The 17,989-nt window shown below is 71.6% G+C and carries 6 protein-coding genes; 5 read left to right on the forward strand and 1 reads right to left on the reverse strand.

Annotation, left to right across the window (positions count from 1 at the left end):
• The 5 genes from LL648_RS42855 to LL648_RS42875 all read left to right on the forward strand — a co-directional run.
• On the forward strand, positions 1 to 227 hold a 227-nt coding region (locus LL648_RS42855; RefSeq protein WP_232668738.1), incomplete at its 5' end, for a hypothetical protein.
• A 1,275-nt stretch (positions 228 to 1,502) separates the two neighbouring features.
• A complete protein-coding gene (locus LL648_RS42860; protein WP_232668739.1) occupies positions 1,503 to 2,879 on the forward strand; it encodes an alpha/beta hydrolase family protein in 1,377 nt (458 codons plus the stop codon).
• Between the two features lie 931 nt (positions 2,880 to 3,810).
• On the forward strand, positions 3,811 to 8,586 hold the full coding sequence (locus LL648_RS42865; RefSeq protein WP_232668740.1) for a non-ribosomal peptide synthetase: 4,776 nt from the start codon (positions 3,811 to 3,813) through the stop codon (positions 8,584 to 8,586).
• On the forward strand, positions 8,583 to 16,796 hold the full coding sequence (locus LL648_RS42870; RefSeq protein WP_232668741.1) for a non-ribosomal peptide synthetase/MFS transporter: 8,214 nt from the start codon (positions 8,583 to 8,585) through the stop codon (positions 16,794 to 16,796). The genes LL648_RS42865 and LL648_RS42870 overlap by 4 nt, the downstream gene beginning before the upstream one ends.
• The gene (locus tag LL648_RS42875; RefSeq protein ID WP_374112204.1) at positions 16,796 to 17,425 is read left to right on the forward strand and encodes a DUF6875 domain-containing protein; all 630 of its coding nucleotides are present in this window, start codon (positions 16,796 to 16,798) and stop codon (positions 17,423 to 17,425) included. The genes LL648_RS42870 and LL648_RS42875 overlap by 1 nt, the downstream gene beginning before the upstream one ends.
• Before the next feature lie 107 nt (positions 17,426 to 17,532).
• Here the strand turns inward: LL648_RS42875 and LL648_RS42880 are convergent, their stop codons facing one another.
• Positions 17,533 to 17,919 carry a transposase gene (locus tag LL648_RS42880; RefSeq protein ID WP_232668743.1) on the reverse strand — a complete coding sequence of 129 codons (387 nt, stop codon included), beginning with the start codon at positions 17,917 to 17,919 and terminating at the stop codon, positions 17,533 to 17,535.
• Positions 17,920 to 17,989 lie beyond the last annotated feature (70 nt).

Raw genomic sequence — 17,989 nt, forward strand, 5'->3', positions numbered from 1 at the left:
GATCAAACCAGAGCCCGATCCGGCCCGTCGATCACTATCCGATCATCGGTCGCTCAGATGCGCCGCAACGCGTGCCGGCCGCCGCTGAAGTGTCGGATGGCGGCGTCCAGCTCGAGCAGCCGGCGTCGGTTCCCGCCGAGGTCGTCGCAGGCGTGACGCCGCCGCGCCGTCGTCCGCAGTCCGAGCGCGATGCCTGCGCCGTCGTCCAGCGCCGAGGCGAACGTTGAGTCCGCGCATGTGACGGTCGGGCTTCTGGTTCGTTGGGTGGCTGCTCGGGCAGTTTCCTCGGTTGTTCGAGGTTGCGGTACTTGAGGTACAGCACTAATCGCGCGCCGCGCGCGAACACGGCCACGATCAGGTAGGGATCAGCTGGAAGACAAGTGATGTCGGCGGCGGCGCCCGCCGCGCAGTCGAGGTTGTTCCGCAGCAGCCACACGGTGTACAGCATCCCGAGCCCGCCGAGCAGGGGGCGATGAGCGTGCAGAACCAGTGCGCGGTCACGGGGTGATGGCGCCCAATGTGGAACTCCGCCAGGGTCAGCAAGGGCGACTACCCAGGACAGCGCTGCTACGGAACCGGTCATTTCAGTCGGGTTGCGCGGCGCCGCGTCGGGCTGCCGCGGCTGACTACGAGCTGACAGATGCACGATTAGTGTTGTTGTAGGTTGCGAATGGGAAGCTGCAGAGATAGCTACTCGATTGGAACGTCGTGATCCGAATAATTGTCGCTAACGCGGCGGCGATCTGCGGTCAGCCGCCGTGCCTTCGGCAGGTTCGCGCGGGGCGTCGCCACCGCAGATGCCGAGCCTGTCACAGCAGGCGCCGGTCCGACTGAAGGCCAGCCGTCGTCGACTCGGTTCGCGACGACCAGCCGATTGCCTGTCTGTCGGGTCGAGCCATCACGGGTGGGGGCACAGCGGGGAGCAATTCGGGGAGCACGGCGTTGCTCTCAACGTGCACGTGCCGACTTGAGTGGCTCTGAACGGACGTGCGCCGACCGGCGGAAGTCATGTTTCCGCAGGTCAGCGCACTCTGCTTGGCATAGTTCACACCTTTGGAGTCACTCCGTTCGATCCGGGGGAGCTCGAAGTTCTGTTTCGGCTGGTCAGGGGCTCTGTCGATGATCTTCAGTCGGCGAGCGGGTCGATTCCGCGGGATTGAGTCGGCTGAGCACCTCCGCGATCCGAAGCTCTCATGCTGCGGCTGGTCGAGGTCGTCGTGGTCATTAATCGCCCGTGAGGTCGATGATGATGCCCGGGGGCGACGGGCGATACGGCCTCGCTGACGGCATCAGCGCGGACCTCTCCAGGACGTTGCGCAGTATCGGCCGCATGCCGTTGTGGGAGGGAGTGGCTCGCCCGAGACCGCGATCAACCCTTCCGATCCGGCGCCGATCGGGTTCACGGTCATTGCGGGGGTCTACCCCAGTTCGCGGACTGGCTGCAGCCGGAAGGCTTTCCCGACCAGGTGCAGTCACCGTCGTCGCTGGGGGAGCTACGAACCATGATCACCGTCGGTCACGCGTTGATCGCCATCGTCCTCGCTGTAGTTCCAGGCCAACCAGTGCCGTCGGCCGTCGACGTCGTCCGCTCGGAGCTCATTGTCACGACGCCGGACGGGCTGGTGCTCCCCGCCACTTTGCACACACCCGCCGGCGCCCGGACACGCCTGCCGGGCATCGTGCTGGTGCACGGCTCGGGCCCCACCCCGCGTGAGCGCCTCCGAGCCGAAGCGGAGGCGTTCGCCCGCTCCGGCATCGCGACACTCACCTACGACAAGCGAACCGTCGGGTACTCCTTCACCCAGCGCTCCTACTCCCAGCTCGCGGACGACGCGGTCGCGGCAGCGGCGGCGTTGCGCGGACGCGCCGAGGTCGATCCGGCGCAGGTCGGGCTGTGGGGGCTCAGCGAAGGTGGTTGGGTCGCTCCGATCGCCGCGACCCGGGATCCGCACACGGCGTTCCTCGTCGTCGTCGGCGCGAACGGGATCGGGCCGCTGCGCCAGCAGGTCTGGGCCGACGCCACGAGGCTGGAGCGTTCGGGCGTGCGCGGGTCGCTGGTGGACACGAGCTCACGCACGCTCTACCGGCTCGTGTCCGGGTTGGGTGTGTTCCCGGAGCCGTACCACGATCCCGGTCCTGTGCTTCGCGAGCTGACGCTCCCGGTGCTGGGCATTTGGGGTGCCTTGGACCGGTCGACGCCGCCGGTCGAGAGCACTGCAGCCTACGACTCGTTGCTGCGCGAAGCCGGCAACCGGCACTACACCCTTCGGACGCTCACCGGTGCCGAGCACAGCGGGCGCGCGAGCACCTCCGGATACGACCGCAGCACGGAGTTCGCCCCCGGCTACGTCGAGCTCGTCGGTTCGTGGGTCGCGGCCGTCGCGGCCGGTGTCGCCCCGCCGACGTCGGTCGCGGGTTCCGGGGACCAGGCCCGCCCGACGGCCGAGGCGCCGCCGCTGGGCTGGTACGAGTCGATCTGGGTGCAGGCCGGCGCGCTCGTCGTGATGCTCGCCGGCTTCATCGGGCCGGGGACAGTCGCCGGCTACCGGCGGGTCCGCGGCCGCGTCTCGACGCCGGCGCCGTGGTCGACGGGCCTGCTCATGGTGAACGGGCTCGGCGCGGTGCTCGGCTGCCTGCTCTACCTCGGCTTCGTGATGACGTCGAGGAGCGGCGCGTTCGATCCTGGCCCGATGATCGCCGGTCGACCGTTGCCGTGGCTGGCGCTGCAGGCGCTGGCTGTCACCGCGACCGGTGCAGCGATCGCGCTCGCAGTGCGGATCGGGCGTCACGGCGGCGGGGGCCCCGGGGCCGCTCTGGTGCTCTGCGCGGGAGCGGTGTTCGTCCCGTGGTCCGTCTACTGGGGGCTGCTCGTCCCCTGAATCGTCGCCCGTCAGGACCGGCACGCGCTCCAGTCGCGATCGCCCAGCAGGATGGTGGGAACGGGGAGCGATGGTCATCGAGCGTCCGGTCCCGCCGAGCAAACATGGATTTCGCGGGCTCCAACCAATCCTTGCCAGACGCGGTTGTCGGTGCAAGTGACACTCGATCGGCTACTGCGGCCCCGCCGTCCCTTCAGGACGGGTTACGGCTGGCGCCTTACAGGCCCAAGTAATACTGCAACGGCAGTTGATCAGCCGGGTGGTCGTTCGCCGCGGCGCGACACGGCCGTGGGCCCTCGCGAGCTCGGCGTCAGCGTGCGGCTGGGCCGCGGCGGTCCGCGGCTCGTCGTAGGCAGCTCGGCGGCGCATCATTTCCGGCAGCCGCTACACATCGTTGCAGTGTGGGCGCCGGGCCTGCGGAAACGCGTAAACCAACAGCACGGTGGACGTGCCGAGCTGGCGGCTGCGACTTATAAGTGCTGTGGATCGGTTCTTGTGAGGAGTACGCGCAGCTTTACCGTTGATTTCCGCGAACGCCGGATCCGGCGCCTTTAGTCGCCCTGTCTTGGTCGTGGTGGAAGTACGTCATTGGCTGGTGGGGCGCTCCTTGAATCGTTTAGCTCGATCTCAGGGGCGCGCGAGTATTGTCTTCTGTGTGGCTTCGGTAGTCGTGTAGATGAGATCGCCAGCCTGGGGGTCATCTATGCTTCGGCGGCAACACTGATCGGATTGTGGGAGTCCTAAAGAGTAGGTGTTCCCTTCGGGCTGGTCGGATCAATGTGATATATCAATCGTCGGTGTTGCTGTCCATCTCGACGCCCCTTTCTGAAATGCGGTTGAAATGTTGCTGCAATCGGTGGCGGTGAGGATCCACAGGCGCTGGCCGTGAGATCCATGCCGGCGATTCCACATCCGGCCCAGGAGGTATGCGGTGGATCGATCGTTGTCTGTGATCGAGCAGCTGATCCGGGTGGCGCACGGCAAGCCCGACGCCGTGGCCGTTGTTCAGGGTGAGCGAACACTGACCTATGGCGCGCTGCTGACACGTGCCGAAGGGGTTGCGGATGAGCTCCTCGAGCGCGGGGCTCGTCCGGACGTGCGGGTCGGCGTGCTGGCGGGGCGGTCCATCGAGTACATAGTCGGGGCTGTCGGGGTGCTGCGTGCCGGGGCTTGCTACGTGCCGATCGATCCGGAGCATCCCCGTGAGCGGCGCGAGCTGCTGATCGCGGACGCCGGGATGCTGACCGTCGTTGACGAGGCGGGCATCGGGGCGGCCGCGCAGCTGCCTAGCCGGCCGCGTTCGAGGTCGGCGGACCCTCCCGGCCCCACTGACCTGGTGTACGTGATCTACACGTCCGGGTCGACTGGACGGCCGAAAGGGGTCGCCGTCGAGCACCGCAACCTCGCCCATCTGGTGGCCTGGCACCACGCCGCGTTCGGCACGAGCCACCGCAGCCGGACGATGCTCGTCGCGGGGGTCGGGTTCGACGCCGCGGCGTGGGAGCTCTGGGCGGCGCTCACCGCAGGCGCGACGATCGTCGTCCCCGACCCCGCGGACCGCCGCTCGCCGCAGCGGTTGCGTGACACCATCGTCGAGTCCGGTATCACCGAGGCCTTCCTGCCGACCCCGTTGGCCGAGGCGGTGCTCGGGCTGCCGTGGCCGGCCGGGTGCGCGCTGCGCCTGCTCCTCACTGGCGGCGACCTCCTGAAGGTCCGGCCGCCGGACGGCCTTCCATTCCAGCTGGTGAACAACTACGGGCCGACCGAGACGACGGTCGTCGCGACTTCCGGGCCGGTCCGGCCCGGCAGCGGCCCCCCGACCATCGGACGACCGATCGCCGGAGCCACGGTCGAAATCCGGGACGTCGCCGGCGCGGCCGTGCCCGACGGCGCGGTCGGCGAGCTCTACGTGGGTGGGGCCGGCGTGGCACGGGGCTACCTGCGGCACCCGGATCTCACCGCGGAGCACTTCCTCGACGAGCCGACCGGCCGGGTGTACCGGACGGGCGACCGCGTGCGCCGCCTGCCCGACGGCGAGCTGGAGTTCCTCGGTCGCCTCGACGACCAGGTGCAGGTGCAGGGCCACCGGGTCGAACCGGGCGAGGTCGAGGCCACGCTCGCCGAGCACCCGGCCATCGGTGGGTGCGCGGTCGTCGCCGTGGACCTACCGGGCGGCACGCCGCACCTCGTCGGCTTTTACGTCCCGCGCCGCGGGGAACGGGATCCGGCGGCCGGTGAGCTGCGCCGCTGGCTCGCGGCTCGGCTGCCGGCCGTTCTCGTGCCCGGCGTCCTGCACCAGCTCGCGAAGATGCCGCTCACGCAGAACGACAAGATCGACCGCACCGTGCTGCGCGCACACGCAGGACGCCTGCGTGCCGCTGCGCCGGCGGCCACCCCGACCGAGGCGCTGCTCGTCGAGATCTGGTCCGGCGTGTTCGGCTTCGCGGTCGGCGCCGACGAACCGTTCGACGCGCTGGGCGGCCACTCGCTCACCGCGGCCCGCATAGCCTCGGCGATCGAGGAACGGTGCGGCGCAACGGTCGCGCCGGAGCTGATCCTCGGCGCGGGCTCGGTGGCCAAGCTCGCTGCGCTGATCGAGCGGAGGGACGCGGCGGCGCCGCGCCCGGCCCGTCCGCTCGCTGGTACGGCCGATCCCTGGGATCGGGCCCTCAGCAGCGGGCAGGCTCGCTACTGGCTTCTCGACCAGACCGGCCCGGACCCCGTGCAGCAGGTGGTCACGCTCTCCTTCGCGATCGACGGCAAGCTCGACGTTGCGGCCGCGAGCAGCACCATCACCGCGATCGCCGCCCGGCACCCGGCGTTGTGCACGGCGATCGTGGACACCCCCACCGGCCCGCAGCAGCAGATGCGCGCCGCCGAGGCACCGGGCGTCACCGTCGTGGACGTGCGGGGCCAGGACGAGCCCGACGTGCCGGGGTTGCTCATGACCACGCTCGCGTCCGCGCCGTTCGACCTCTCCGCACCACCGCCGATCCGCGCAGCTTTCGTCCGCACCGGCGTCGCGCGGTGGACGCTCGGCATCGCCGTGCACCACGTGGCGTTCGACGGCTGGTCGGTCGGCGTGCTGCTGCGTGAGTTCGAGCGGGTGTACGCGGCTGTCGCCGGTGGCCGACCGGTACCCGCGGCGCCCGTCCGCGCTTCGATGGCCGACGTTGCGGCGTGGGAGCGTGAGCATGCGCGGGATCCCAAGCTGCTGGAGTACTGGCGATCCGCTCTCGCCGGTGCTCCCGCCGCGCTCGACCTACCGTTCGCGCGGCGCCGGCCTGCAAGGCCGACGGGGCGCGGCGACACCGTCGCCCACGAGTTCCCGAGCACCCTCGACGCCGCGGTCGACCGGTTGGCCACCGCGGCCGGCACCACAACGTTCACGGTCGTCTTCGCCGCGCTGGCAGCCGTGATGCACAGGTTCACCGGTGAGCCGGACGTCGTCATCGGCACACCTGCGGCCGTCCGCGACCACGCCCAGCTCGAGGATGTGATCGGCTGCTTCGTCAACCCACTCGCGCTGCGGCTCCAGTCGGCTGGGGACCTGTCCTTCGGCGAGCTGGTCCAGCGGGCGCATGCAGCGGTGACCGGCGGGTTCGCCCACCGGTCGCTGCCGTTCGAGCACATCGTCGATGCGGTCGGGCTCAGTGGCACGCGCGACCGGCACCCCGTGTTCCAGGTCATGCTGGTGGTTCAGCGGTACGAGACGACGCAGGTCCGCCTGCCCGACGCGACCCTGCGCTACACCGGCGAGCTGCACCCCGACCGGGCGCGGTTCGACCTCTCCATCGTGCTCGATCGGGGCGAGCTGGTGGCCGAGTACGCGAGCGACCTCTACGCGGCCGCGGACGTGCGCCGCCTCCTGGCGCTGCTGGTCCGCACGTTGGAGACGGCCGATCTCGGCACCCGGCTCGATGAGCTCGACCTGCTGCCGCAGGTCGACCGGGACCTCCTGCTCACCTGGGGCGACGGCGGACCGGCCCACCGCAACGGGCCGGTGCACCGCCGCATCGCCGGCCCTGCGGACAAGCCGGCCGTGATCTGCGACGGCGACGTCGTCACCTACAGCGAACTCGTGGGCGCGGTGAACGCACTGGCGTGGACGTTGCGCATGCAGGGGGTGGCCGGGAACGTTCCCGTCGCGGTCGGTCTCGACCGTTCGGTCGACGCCGTGGTCGCGATGCTCGCTGTGCACCGCGCCGGTGGTGTCTACGTCCCGCTGGACCTGCGCCTGCCCGACCCGCGACTGGCCGCGATGCTTGCCGATGCCCGGCCGGCGGTGGTCGTGTGCCGCTCTGCGACGGCCGACCGGTTGCGGGCGCTGACCGGCGGACCGGTCGCCGTCGTCCACCCCGACCGCACCGCGCACCGCGCCGACCCGCCGCCCGACACCACCGGCGACGACGACCTCGCCGACATCGTATTCACCTCCGGGTCGACCGGTGTCCCGAAGGGTGTGCTGATCACGCACAACGGGTTGGCGAACCTCGTCGACGCGAAAGTGCAGCGCTTCGATGTGCGACCGGACAGCCGGGTGCTGCAGTTCGTCTCGTTCGGATTCAGCGTGGCCATCTCCGACGTCTACATGACGCTCACCGCAGGTGCGACGCTCGTCGTGCGGGGCGAGGCGGAGGTCGCCGGGAGCGACTTGGTCGCGCTCGTCCGACGGCACGAGATCACCAACCTGGTGCTCCCGGCGTCAGTCCTGGCAGCCATGCCGATGGTCGAGCTCCCGTCGCTGCGCGCGATCGCCGTCGGGGGCGAGATGTGCGCGCAAGCCGTCGTCGACGCGTGGGCGCCGGGACGGCATTTCGTCAACTCCTACGGGCCGACGGAGGCCACTACGGCCGCGACGACGGGCAGCTGCCGCGCCGGCGACGCCCATCCGACGATCGGGCGCCCCCTGCCCGGGGTGCGGATCCACGTCCTGGACGAGCGCGGTCGGCCGTGCCCCGTCGGCGCCGCGGGGGAGCTGTGCATCGGCGGAGCCGGGGTGGCGCGCGGCTACCTGGACCGCCCGGATCTGACTGCGGAGCGGTTCGTGCCCGATCCTGTCACCGGCGGTCGCATGTACCGCACAGGCGATCTCGCCCGGTGGACCGACGACGGTCGGCTCGTCCTGTTGGGTCGCGCGGACGACCAGGTCAACGTGCGTGGCGCGCGCACCGAGCTGGGCGAGGTCGAGGTGGCGCTGCGGGCCCATCCGGACGTCGTGGACGCGACTGCAGCCGTGCACCGCCACCCGACCGCGGGTGAGGTGCTGGTCGGATACCTGGTCGGGGATGCCGAGCGGCTGCCGGAGGCATCGGCGATGCGCGAGTTCCTGAGCGCCCACCTCCCGGAGCACTCCGTGCCGACCGCCTTCGTCGCTCTCGCGGAGTTGCCGCGCACGACGACCGGCAAGGTCGATCGCAAGGCGCTGCCGTCGCCCGATCCGGCCGCCTGCCGTGGCGGCCGAGCGGCCGCCGGGCCCATCGAGGAGATCATCGCCGAAGTCTGGACGGAGGTGCTGGGCACCCGCCCCAGCGCTGATGAGGACTTCTTCTCCCTCGGCGGGCAGTCGCTGTCGGCCGCCGACGTGGCCGCCCGGCTGCGCCACCGGTTCGAGATCCCGCTCCCCACGCGTGCCGTGTTCGACGCACCCACGGTCGCGGCGCTCGCCGCCGTCGTGGAGACAGCCCTTCTGGAGGACCTCGCATGACCGGCACGCTGGAGCAACGCCTCGCCGACAGGATCGCCCGTGCCGCCACCCGCGGGACGGCAGCGGTCGTCGCCGTCGCGCCGCGACCGCACGGATCGCCACCGCTGTCGAACGTCCAACGCCGCATGTGGTTCCTGCACCAATGGTCCCCGCTGAGCGCCGCGTACACGATGCCGATCGCGTGGGAGCTGCGTGGCCGCCTCGATGTGGATCGATTGCGCGGTGCGCTGTCGGCCGTCGTCGCCCGCCACGAGATCCTCCGCACCCGGTATCTGCCCGTCGACGGCGAGCCGATCGGTGTCGTCGACGCGGCTGCGCCGGTGCCGCTGCCGGTTCACGAGCTCCGCGGAGATCCGGCGGTAGCCGTCGCCGAACTCGCCGGAACACCGTTCGACCTCGCGACCGAGCAACCGATCCGGGCGACACTGCTCAGGCACCGGTCGGACCGGCACATCCTGGTGATCTGCCTGCACCACATCGCGGCGGACGGCTGGTCGGTGGGGCTCCTCGCTGCTGATCTCGCCGCCGCCTTCGCGGGCGGTGGGCCGGGCCGGGCGACGGAGCTGCCACCGCCGAGCGCGCAGTACGCCGACGTCACGCACGCCCGTGCGCGCGGTGCGGGAAGTGGCGATCTCCGGGCCGGCCTCGAGTACTGGACCACCCGGCTCGACGGCGCCGCGCCGTTGCTCGACCTGCCCACCGACCGGCCGCGCACGGCCGTTCCGAGCGACTCGGGCGCCACCTTCCGGTTCGTGCTCGACGAGGAGCTCACCGCAGCAGTCCGCGAACGAGCGGCCCGAACTCGGGCAAGCACCTCGATGGTTCTGCTGGCAGCCGTCCAAGCTGCCTGCGCCCGCTACGCCGACACCGACGACGTGCTCGTCGGCCTGCCGGTGGCCCGGCGCACCGACGCGCCCGACGTCGTCGGCAACTTCCTCGACACGATCGTCGTGCGCACCCGCGTGGAGCGGGGCATCACCGGCGAGCAGCTCGTCGAGCGGGTCCGCCACGAGGTGCTCGATGGCACCGCCTTCTCCCACGTCCCATTCGACCAGGTGGTCGCGCAGCGCCGGTCGACACCCGGCCACCATCCGCTCTACCAGGTGCAGTTCGTCGCCACCAACGTCCCCCGCAGGCCGCTGCGCCTCGATGGGCTCGACGTCGTGGAGCTGACCGTCGATGCGACCGCGACGAAGGTCGACCTGAGCCTGGCGGCCGAGGACGACGGCGCGGCGACCATCGCGCTGACCGCCACCTACAGCACCGACCTGTTCGACCGAGCAAGCATCGAACGATTCGCCCACAGCGTCCGTACGTTGCTCGCAGGCATGACCGCCCGGCCGACCGAGTCCGTCCATGCGCTCGCACTGGTGCAACCCCCGCCACCCGAGATACCACCCGCGACCCCCGACCGCCTCCTCACCAGGATCGACGGCCTCGCCCGCACTGCGCCCGATCGTGTGGCGGTCGACGCCCCGGACGGCACCCTCACCTGGGCCGAGCTCGTCGACGCTGCCGCCGCGCTCGTCCCCCGCCTGCACGCCTGCGGAATCAATGGCCGGGCCGGTGGCGTTGTCGGCGTGCGGGCGGCCCCGAGCACGTCGTTCCTGGTGGCCGTGCTGGCCTGCTGGCAAGCCGGAGCCGCGTACGTACCGCTCGACCCGGCGCTACCGGCGCAGCGGGAGCACGAGCTCCTCGCCGCGGCCGGCGCCGCCGTCTGCATCGACGAGACCGGCGTCCGGCGCACCGGGCACGTGGGCGAACCCGCCTCCGACCTCGCGTACGTCATGTTCACCTCCGGCTCGACCGGCAGACCGAAGGGTGTCGCGGTCACGCACGCGAACCTCGCCGAGTACCTGGGCGGGATCTCTCGGGTGGTCGATGCCGGGTGCGGTGCCGAGTTCGCCGTCTACTCGACGCTCGCCGCTGACCTGGGCCACACGGCCGTGTTCGGCGCGCTGTGGTCCGGTGGCACGGTCCGGCTGTTCGACCCCGACGTCGTTGCCGACGCCGACGCGCTCGCCCGACGGTTGCGCGAGCGCCCGGTCGACATCGCCAAGATCGTGCCGTCGCACCTCGCCGCGCTGCTGTCGGCCGCCGACGCCGCCGCGATCCTGCCGCGGCGCTGCCTCGTCCTCGGTGGGGAGGCGCTGAGCCAGGAGCTCGTCGACGCGGTGCGCGTTCTGCGGCCCGACCTGCGCGTCGTGAACCACTACGGACCGACCGAGACCACGGTCGGCGTGCTGACCTACGACGTCCCGCTGACCGGCGAGCCCGGTCCGCCGGGCTCGACGGTGCCGATCGGACGACCGCTGCGGCACGTCCACGCCGAGGTCCTCGATGCCGGCGGACAGCACTGCCCGGTTGGGGTGCCCGGTGAGCTGCACGTCAGCGGCCCGGCGGTGGCACTCGGCTACTGGCGGGAGCCCGGGCTGACGGCCGAACGGTTCCACCGCCGACCCGACGGCCTGCGCAGCTACCACACGGGTGACCGGGTCCGCCGCCAGGCTGACGGCAACATCGAGTTCCTTGGCCGGATCGACCGCCAGGTGAAGATCCGCGGCCACCGTGTCGAGCCGGGTGAGGTGGAGGCGCTGCTGCGCGCCCAGCCCGGTGTCGCGGACGCCGCGGTCGAGGTCGTGGACGGGCGGCTCGTCGGCTACGTCGTCGGGCCGGTGCGCGGGCTCGCCGAACGCCTCACCGAGCGCGTGCCGGCGCACCTCGTGCCCGATGCGCTGGTCGAACTCGATGAGCTCCCCTTGACCGCCAACGGCAAGGTCGACCGCTCCGCGCTGCCCGGGCCGTGGGTGCCGGCGGCGACCGGCCGGGCTCCCCGCGGAGCACTCGAACGCGGTATCGCCCGGGTGTTCGCCGACGTCCTCGCTGTGCCGGTGTCCGGCGCCGACGACGACTTCTTCGCTCTCGGCGGGCACTCCCTGCTCGCCACGAAGACCGTCATGCGCCTGCGCCGCGACCTCGGCGTGAAGCTCGCGGTTCCGAGCCTGTTCACCCATCGAACGGTGGCGGCGCTCGCCCGGCACATCGGCACCCTGCGGCGCGTCGCCCACACGCCGCTGCGACCTGGCGACGGGCCGCACCTCTCGGCGGCGCAGCGCCGGCTGTGGGTGCTCGACCAGATCGAGCCCGGCAACCCCGCCTACAACCTGCCCTACGCCGTCCGGATCGAGGGTCCGCTCGACGTCGCGGCACTGCAGGCCGCGCTGGCGCACGTCGTCGACCGGCACGACATCCTGCGCACGGTGTTCCCCGCCGTCGACGGCGAACCGGTGGCGCGGTTGCACCCACCCGTACCGCTCTCACTGCCCGTCGTCGACCTGCGCGGGCGAGCGGAGGCCGACGTGCGGGTCGAGATCGACGCCGAGTTCCGCGTCGGCTTCGACCTCGCGAACGGTCCCCTCGTGCGCACCCGGCTGCTGCGCGTCGCCGACGATGCCTACGTCCTGCTCCTGACCGCGCATCACATCGTGTTCGACGGCTGGTCCTACGCCGTGTTCTGCGACGAGGTCGCCTCGGTCTACACCGGCGCTCGGCTGCCGGCACCGCCCCTGCAGTGCGGCGACCACGCTCGATGGCAGGAAGGCGCCGACCACAGCGGCGACCTCGCGCACTGGCGCGCCGCGCTCGACGGTGCTCCGCCCTGGCTCGACCTGCCAGCCGACCGGTTGCGTCCGCGGCGGCTCAGCCACGCCGGTGGTGCGCGGCCCGTCGAGGTGCCGCCGCAGGTCAGCGAGGCGCTGCTGGGCATCGGGCGGGCGGAGGGCGCAACCGCGTTCATGACGTTGCTCGCTGCGTACCAGGTGCTGCTCGCGCGCTACGCCGGCGTCGACGACGTCGTGGTCGGCGTCCCGACCGCGGGCCGCAACCACCCCGACGCCGAAGACATGATCGGCTTCTTCGTGAACATGCTCCCGATCCGCGGCCGGCCGGCCGCCCGGACGACGTTCCGGGAGCACCTGCGCGCCGTGCGCGACACCAGCGTGGCCGCGTTCGGCCACTCGGACCTGCCCTTCGAACAGCTCGTGGCCGAGCTGGCCCCGGCGCGTGACACCGGCCGCACACCGGTTTTCTCCACGATGTTCGCCCTGCAGAACATGCCTACGCCGGCATGGCACATCCCCGGGCTGTCGATCACCCCGGTCGACGGGCCCACGGGCGTTGCGAAGTACGACCTTTCGCTGATCCTGGTCGAGCACGACGAGGGCCTGCGTGGCGCGTTGGAGTTCAGCGCGGACCTGTTCACGCCCGAGACGGCCGGCCGCATCGTCGGCTGCCTCAACACGCTGCTGGGCTCGATCGCCGCCGACCCCGACCGCCCGATCGGCGAGCTGGACCTCCTGCCGGAACAGGACCGCCACCGCGTGCTCGTCGAGTGGAACGCAACGGCTGTCGACCTTCCGGCGACGCCGGTACCGTCGCGGATCGCCGAGCTGGCGCAGCGCGCACCGCACGCCGTCGCGGTGACCGACGCCGCGACGAACCTGACCTACGCCGAGCTGGTCGCGGCTGCCGACCGGATCGCCGCAGCGCTGCGCGAGCGTGGCGTCGGACCGGACTCCGTGGTCGGGGTAGCGCTCGACCGGTCGGCGCACGCGCTCACCGCGCTGCTGGGCGTGCTCCGCTCAGGTGGCGCCTACCTGCCGCTGGACCCCGTCCACCCGCCCGAGCGGCTCAGGTACCTGCTCGCGGACTCCGGTGCGGTCGCGCTGATCACCGACAGCGGCCGACCGCTGCCCGGCCTCGAGTTCGACGGGCCGGTGCTCGGGCTCGACGCGGCCCCCGTGGCGCCTGGCGGGCCCGGGGTCGTCCCTCGCCCGGAACACCTCGCATACGTCATCTACACCTCCGGCTCGACCGGCCGCCCCAAGGGTGTGGAGGTGTCACACGCAGCGCTCGCGAACCTCGTCGGCGCGATCGATCTCCGCCTCGCACCGGGGCCCGCTGCGGTGTTCTGCGGTGTCACGACGTGGTCGTTCGACATGTCGGTGCTGGAGCTGTGGCTGCCGTTGGCGATCGGCGCCCGCTTGGACGTCGTCGACACCATGACCGGCCGGGCGGGTGAACTGCTGGCCCAGCGCATCGACGACAGCGGCGCAACCCACATGCAAGCGACCCCGACGACGTGGCGGCTGCTGCTCGACGCCGGCTGGACCGGCAACCCTGGGCTGACGGCGATCTGCGGTGGCGAGCCGCTGCCGGGCGAGCTCGCCGCGGTCCTGCGCTCACGAGCAGGCGTCCTCTGGAACTTCTACGGGCCGACGGAGGCGACCGTCTGGTCGACGATCCACCGTGTCGAAGCGGCCGACGAGGAGATCAGCGTCGGCCGCCCCATCGCCAACACGACCGCGTACGTGCTCGACGAGACGATGCGGCCGGTCCCGATCGGCGTGGTGGGGGAGCTGTACCTCGGCGGGGCGGGGCTCGCACGGGGCTACCGCGGTCGGCCGGACCTGACCGATGCAGCGTTCCGGCCCGATCCGTTCGGCCCCGGCCGGCTCTACCGCACCGGTGACCACGCCCGGTCGCTCCCCGACGGCAGCCTGGTGCTGCTCGGCCGCCGCGACGGGCAGGTGAAGCTGCGCGGGTACCGCATCGAGGTCGGCGAGGTCGAGATGGTGCTCGCGGAACACTCCGCCGTGCGTGCCGCGGCGGTCGCCGTCCGGCCCGACTCGGTCGGCGAGGCGCAGCTGATCGGCTATGTCGTCGGCCGGGCCGAGGGAGTGGGCACCTGGTTGCGCGAGCAGCTGCCCGCACACATGGTGCCCACCCGGATCGTGGAACTCGACGCACTACCGGTGACGCCGAACGGGAAGCTCGACCGGGCCGCGCTGCCCCGGCCCGCTCACGAACGGCCCCCGGCCGGTGTCCTGGATCGCACGGACCCCGCGCTGGCCCGGGTGCTGGCCGCGTTCACGGAGGTCCTCGATCAACCGATCGGTCCCGACGACGACTTCTTCGCCTTCGGTGGCGACTCGATGCGCGCGGTACGCGCCGTGCGCCGCATCGACCCCGCGCTGTCGGTGCTGCAGCTGTTCCAGCACCCGACGGCCCGGGAGCTCGCGGCCCGGTCGGTCGGGCGGGCGACGGCCGGCGAGCTGCTCCACCGGATGACCGCGCGCACGGCGAGCACCGCCGACGTCACCGTCCTCGCTCTGCCCTTCGGCGGCGCCGGAGCCATCGTCTTCCGCGAACTGGCAACCCGCCTCCCCGCCACGTGGGCGCTGTACGCCGTCCAACCGCCGGGCCGGGACTCCGCACACCCCGACGAGGCGGCGCTGGCGATCGAGGAGCTCGCCGACGTGTGCACGTCAGCGATACTCGCCGAACGCCCCGGGCGGCTCGTGCTCTATGGGCACTGCGCCGGCGCGGCGCTGGCCACGGCGGTCGCCACCAGGCTCGCGGAGGCCGGCCACCCGCCGCTCGGGATCGTCGTCGGCGCAGCGTTCCCCACCGGCCGAATGCCGGGACCGCTCGGGTCGCTCGCACGACTGGTGCCGGGACGGCGGCTGTCCGACCGGCTGATCACCGACGAGCTCCGGGCGCTCGGCGGGCTCTCCGAAGCGCTGCCAGCAGGCGAGCGCCGCCGGCTCGCGGCGGCGATCCGGCACGACGCCGCGGAAGCGGAACGGTTCTACAGCGCGTCTCCTGCGCGACCGGTCGCGCCGGTCCTCGCCGTCGTCGGCGCGGAGGACAAAATCACCGAGTTCCACAGCGAGCGCGCCCACGAGTGGGCCGCGTACGGCACCGCGGTCGACACCGCCGTCATCGCGGGAGCCGGCCATTTCTTCACCCGGGACCCGGATCTGGCTCCGGTCCTGCGCGAGCAGGTCGACCGCTGGCTCACCGGTGCCCCCGCGGCCTGCCCGCCGCAGGTACCGCCACCGGCGAACGTCCGTGCCTTCGCGACGGTCGCCGCCGGTCAACTGGTGTCCACCCTCGGCACGGCCCTGTCCACATTCGCGCTCGGGCTGTGGGCCTTGCAGGCGACCGGGGCGGTCAGCGCGTTCGCAGCGGTGGCGGCATTCGCGCTGGTCCCGGCCGTGCTCGCGGCACCGTTCGCGGGCGCCGTCGCCGACCGCTACGACCGCAGGCGAGTCATGATCGCCGCCGACACCGCGGCGCTGGCGGCCGCCGCGACGGCCGCCGCGCTGCTCACCGTGGGCGTGCTGCACCTGTGGCACCTCTACGTCGTGGTCGGTGTCGGATCCGTCGCGGCCGCATTCCGGCAGCCCGCCTACCTCGCTGCCGTGGCGCAGCTGACGCCGAAGCGCTACTTGGGTCAGGCCAGCGGCGTCGTCGGTCTCGCCACTGCGGCGAGCACTCTGCTCGGGCCGCTCGTCGGTGGTGTGCTCGCGGTGAACGTCGGGGTGGCCGGGGTCGTGTGGATCGACGTCGTGTCGTTCGCGGTGTCACTCGGCACCCTCCTCGTCGTCAGCTTCCCCGACCTCGGATTCACCCGCAGCGACGGCCCGCTGCTGGCCGAGATCATCGCGGGGTGGCGCTACGTCGTGCGCCGACGCGGCCTGGTCGCGCTCGCGGTCTTCTTCGCCGTCGCGAACACCCTCGGCGGGGTCGTCGTCGTGCTCGTGACACCGCTGGTGCTGGCGTTCGCCCCGGCGACGACGCTCGGAGTCGTGCTGGCAGCCCACGGAGCCGGCTTGCTCGCCGGCAGCCTGGTCATGGCCTGGTGGGGCGGGTTCCGTCGCCGCGCGGCCGGGATGATCTCGTTCGTCGGTCTGTTCGCGCTCTCCGCCGTGGTCATCGGACTGCGCCCGTCGGTGGTGTTCCCCGTCGCCGGTATGTTCGGGATCGGGGTGTGCGCGGCGATGATCAACGCGCACTGGCTCGCGCTCGTGCAGGTCACGGTCCGCCTTGACCACCAAGGTCGGGTCATGGCGACCTGCCAGATGCTCGCCAGGGTCGTCATGCCCGTGGGATACCTCGCCAGCGGGCCGCTCGTCGACACCGTCTTCGAACCGTGGCTGCAAGGCGGGACCACCGCGCTCGATACGCTGATCGGCACCGGGCCCGGACGCGGGATTGCCGCAGTGGTGATCCTGACCGGGCTGGTGGCGCTCGGTTGGTCCGTCGTGGGCTTCTGGTTCCGGCCGTTGCGGGAGGTCGACGACCTGCCGCCGGACGACGAACCCGACGCCGGTGTCCGAGGGCTCTTCCGGTCGGGTGGTGCGTGATGCTCGTCCACCCCAACCGCAGCGACCTGGTGTTGCTGCAGCCGTCGGACGTCGAGTCCACGACTCCTCCGGCGCACGCAGAGCACATCGGGGCGCTCCGCTCGGTACTGCGATGGGCCCATGAGTACCTTATGCAACCCCACCCGGAGCTCGGGCGTGCCGGCCCGGTCTGCCCGTTCGTCTCGGCGTCGCTGCGCGCCGCGGCGTTCCACCTCGCGGTCTGCGCGGGCGCAGACCTCGACCGGCGTGAGATCACCGCTCAGGTCGACGCCTTCCGTGAGTGGTTCCGCGAGCTGCCACAAGCCGGCGGGCGCAAGGTGAACCTGACGACCGTCCTCATCCTGTTCCCCGACGTCCGCACCTCTCAGGCGCCGGAACTCATCGACGGCGTGCAGGCCGAGCTGAAGGGGGGTTTCGTCGCAGCCGGGCTCATGATCGGCCAGTTCCACCCGTTGCCGCCCGACCAAGCCGGGCTGTGGAACGCCGATTTCCGCCCCCTGCGCAGCCCGGTCCCCATGCTCGTGATCCGGCACATGGTCGGCACCGACCTGCCCTTTCTGGCCGCCGATCCACGCCACACCGCCGCGTACGACAGGTTGTTCGGCACGACGACATCGACGGGGGCGTGACCGGATATCCCTGCGAAGGGCCGCTGAGGACATCGAGTCGAGCCGGCCGACGCCGGCTACGGCGAAGTCACCGAGTTCCGCTTGGGCCTAGTCGCAAAGCCGTTCCGTTAGGTGGTGTGCGGTGGTGTCAAGGTCGAGTGCCAGGGAATGATGTCGACGCTGATGGTGGTGGGCGGCGTTGAGGGCAACGGTGACGCTGCCGCGGTCGGGATGGAGATTGGGCCGGGCGAGGGTGGTGTCGCTGGTCGCGATGCGTAGCGCCTGATAGGTAGCGCCTGATAGGTGATGAGGAGCGCGTGAATCTCCCGATCGATCCCGGCGGGGGTGCGGGCCCGCAGTACTCGCCCACCGAGGGTGGTCGACTTCAGCTCGAAGTAGGCGGTCTCGATCTCCCAGCGTTCGTGATAGAGCGCGATGATCTCGCTGGCCGGGTAGCCGGTGACGACATCGGGGTCCAGGAGCGTGGTCACCACTACCGACGTCGCGAACAACACCCACCACCCTGACACTCAGACGCCGTTGCAGTACTAACAGAGCGACCATCGGGCGGCACCCCAACCCGAG

The sequence above is a fragment of the Pseudonocardia sp. TRM90224 genome (assembly GCF_021245725.1).
In the GTDB taxonomy this organism is placed as follows: domain Bacteria; phylum Actinomycetota; class Actinomycetes; order Mycobacteriales; family Pseudonocardiaceae; genus Pseudonocardia.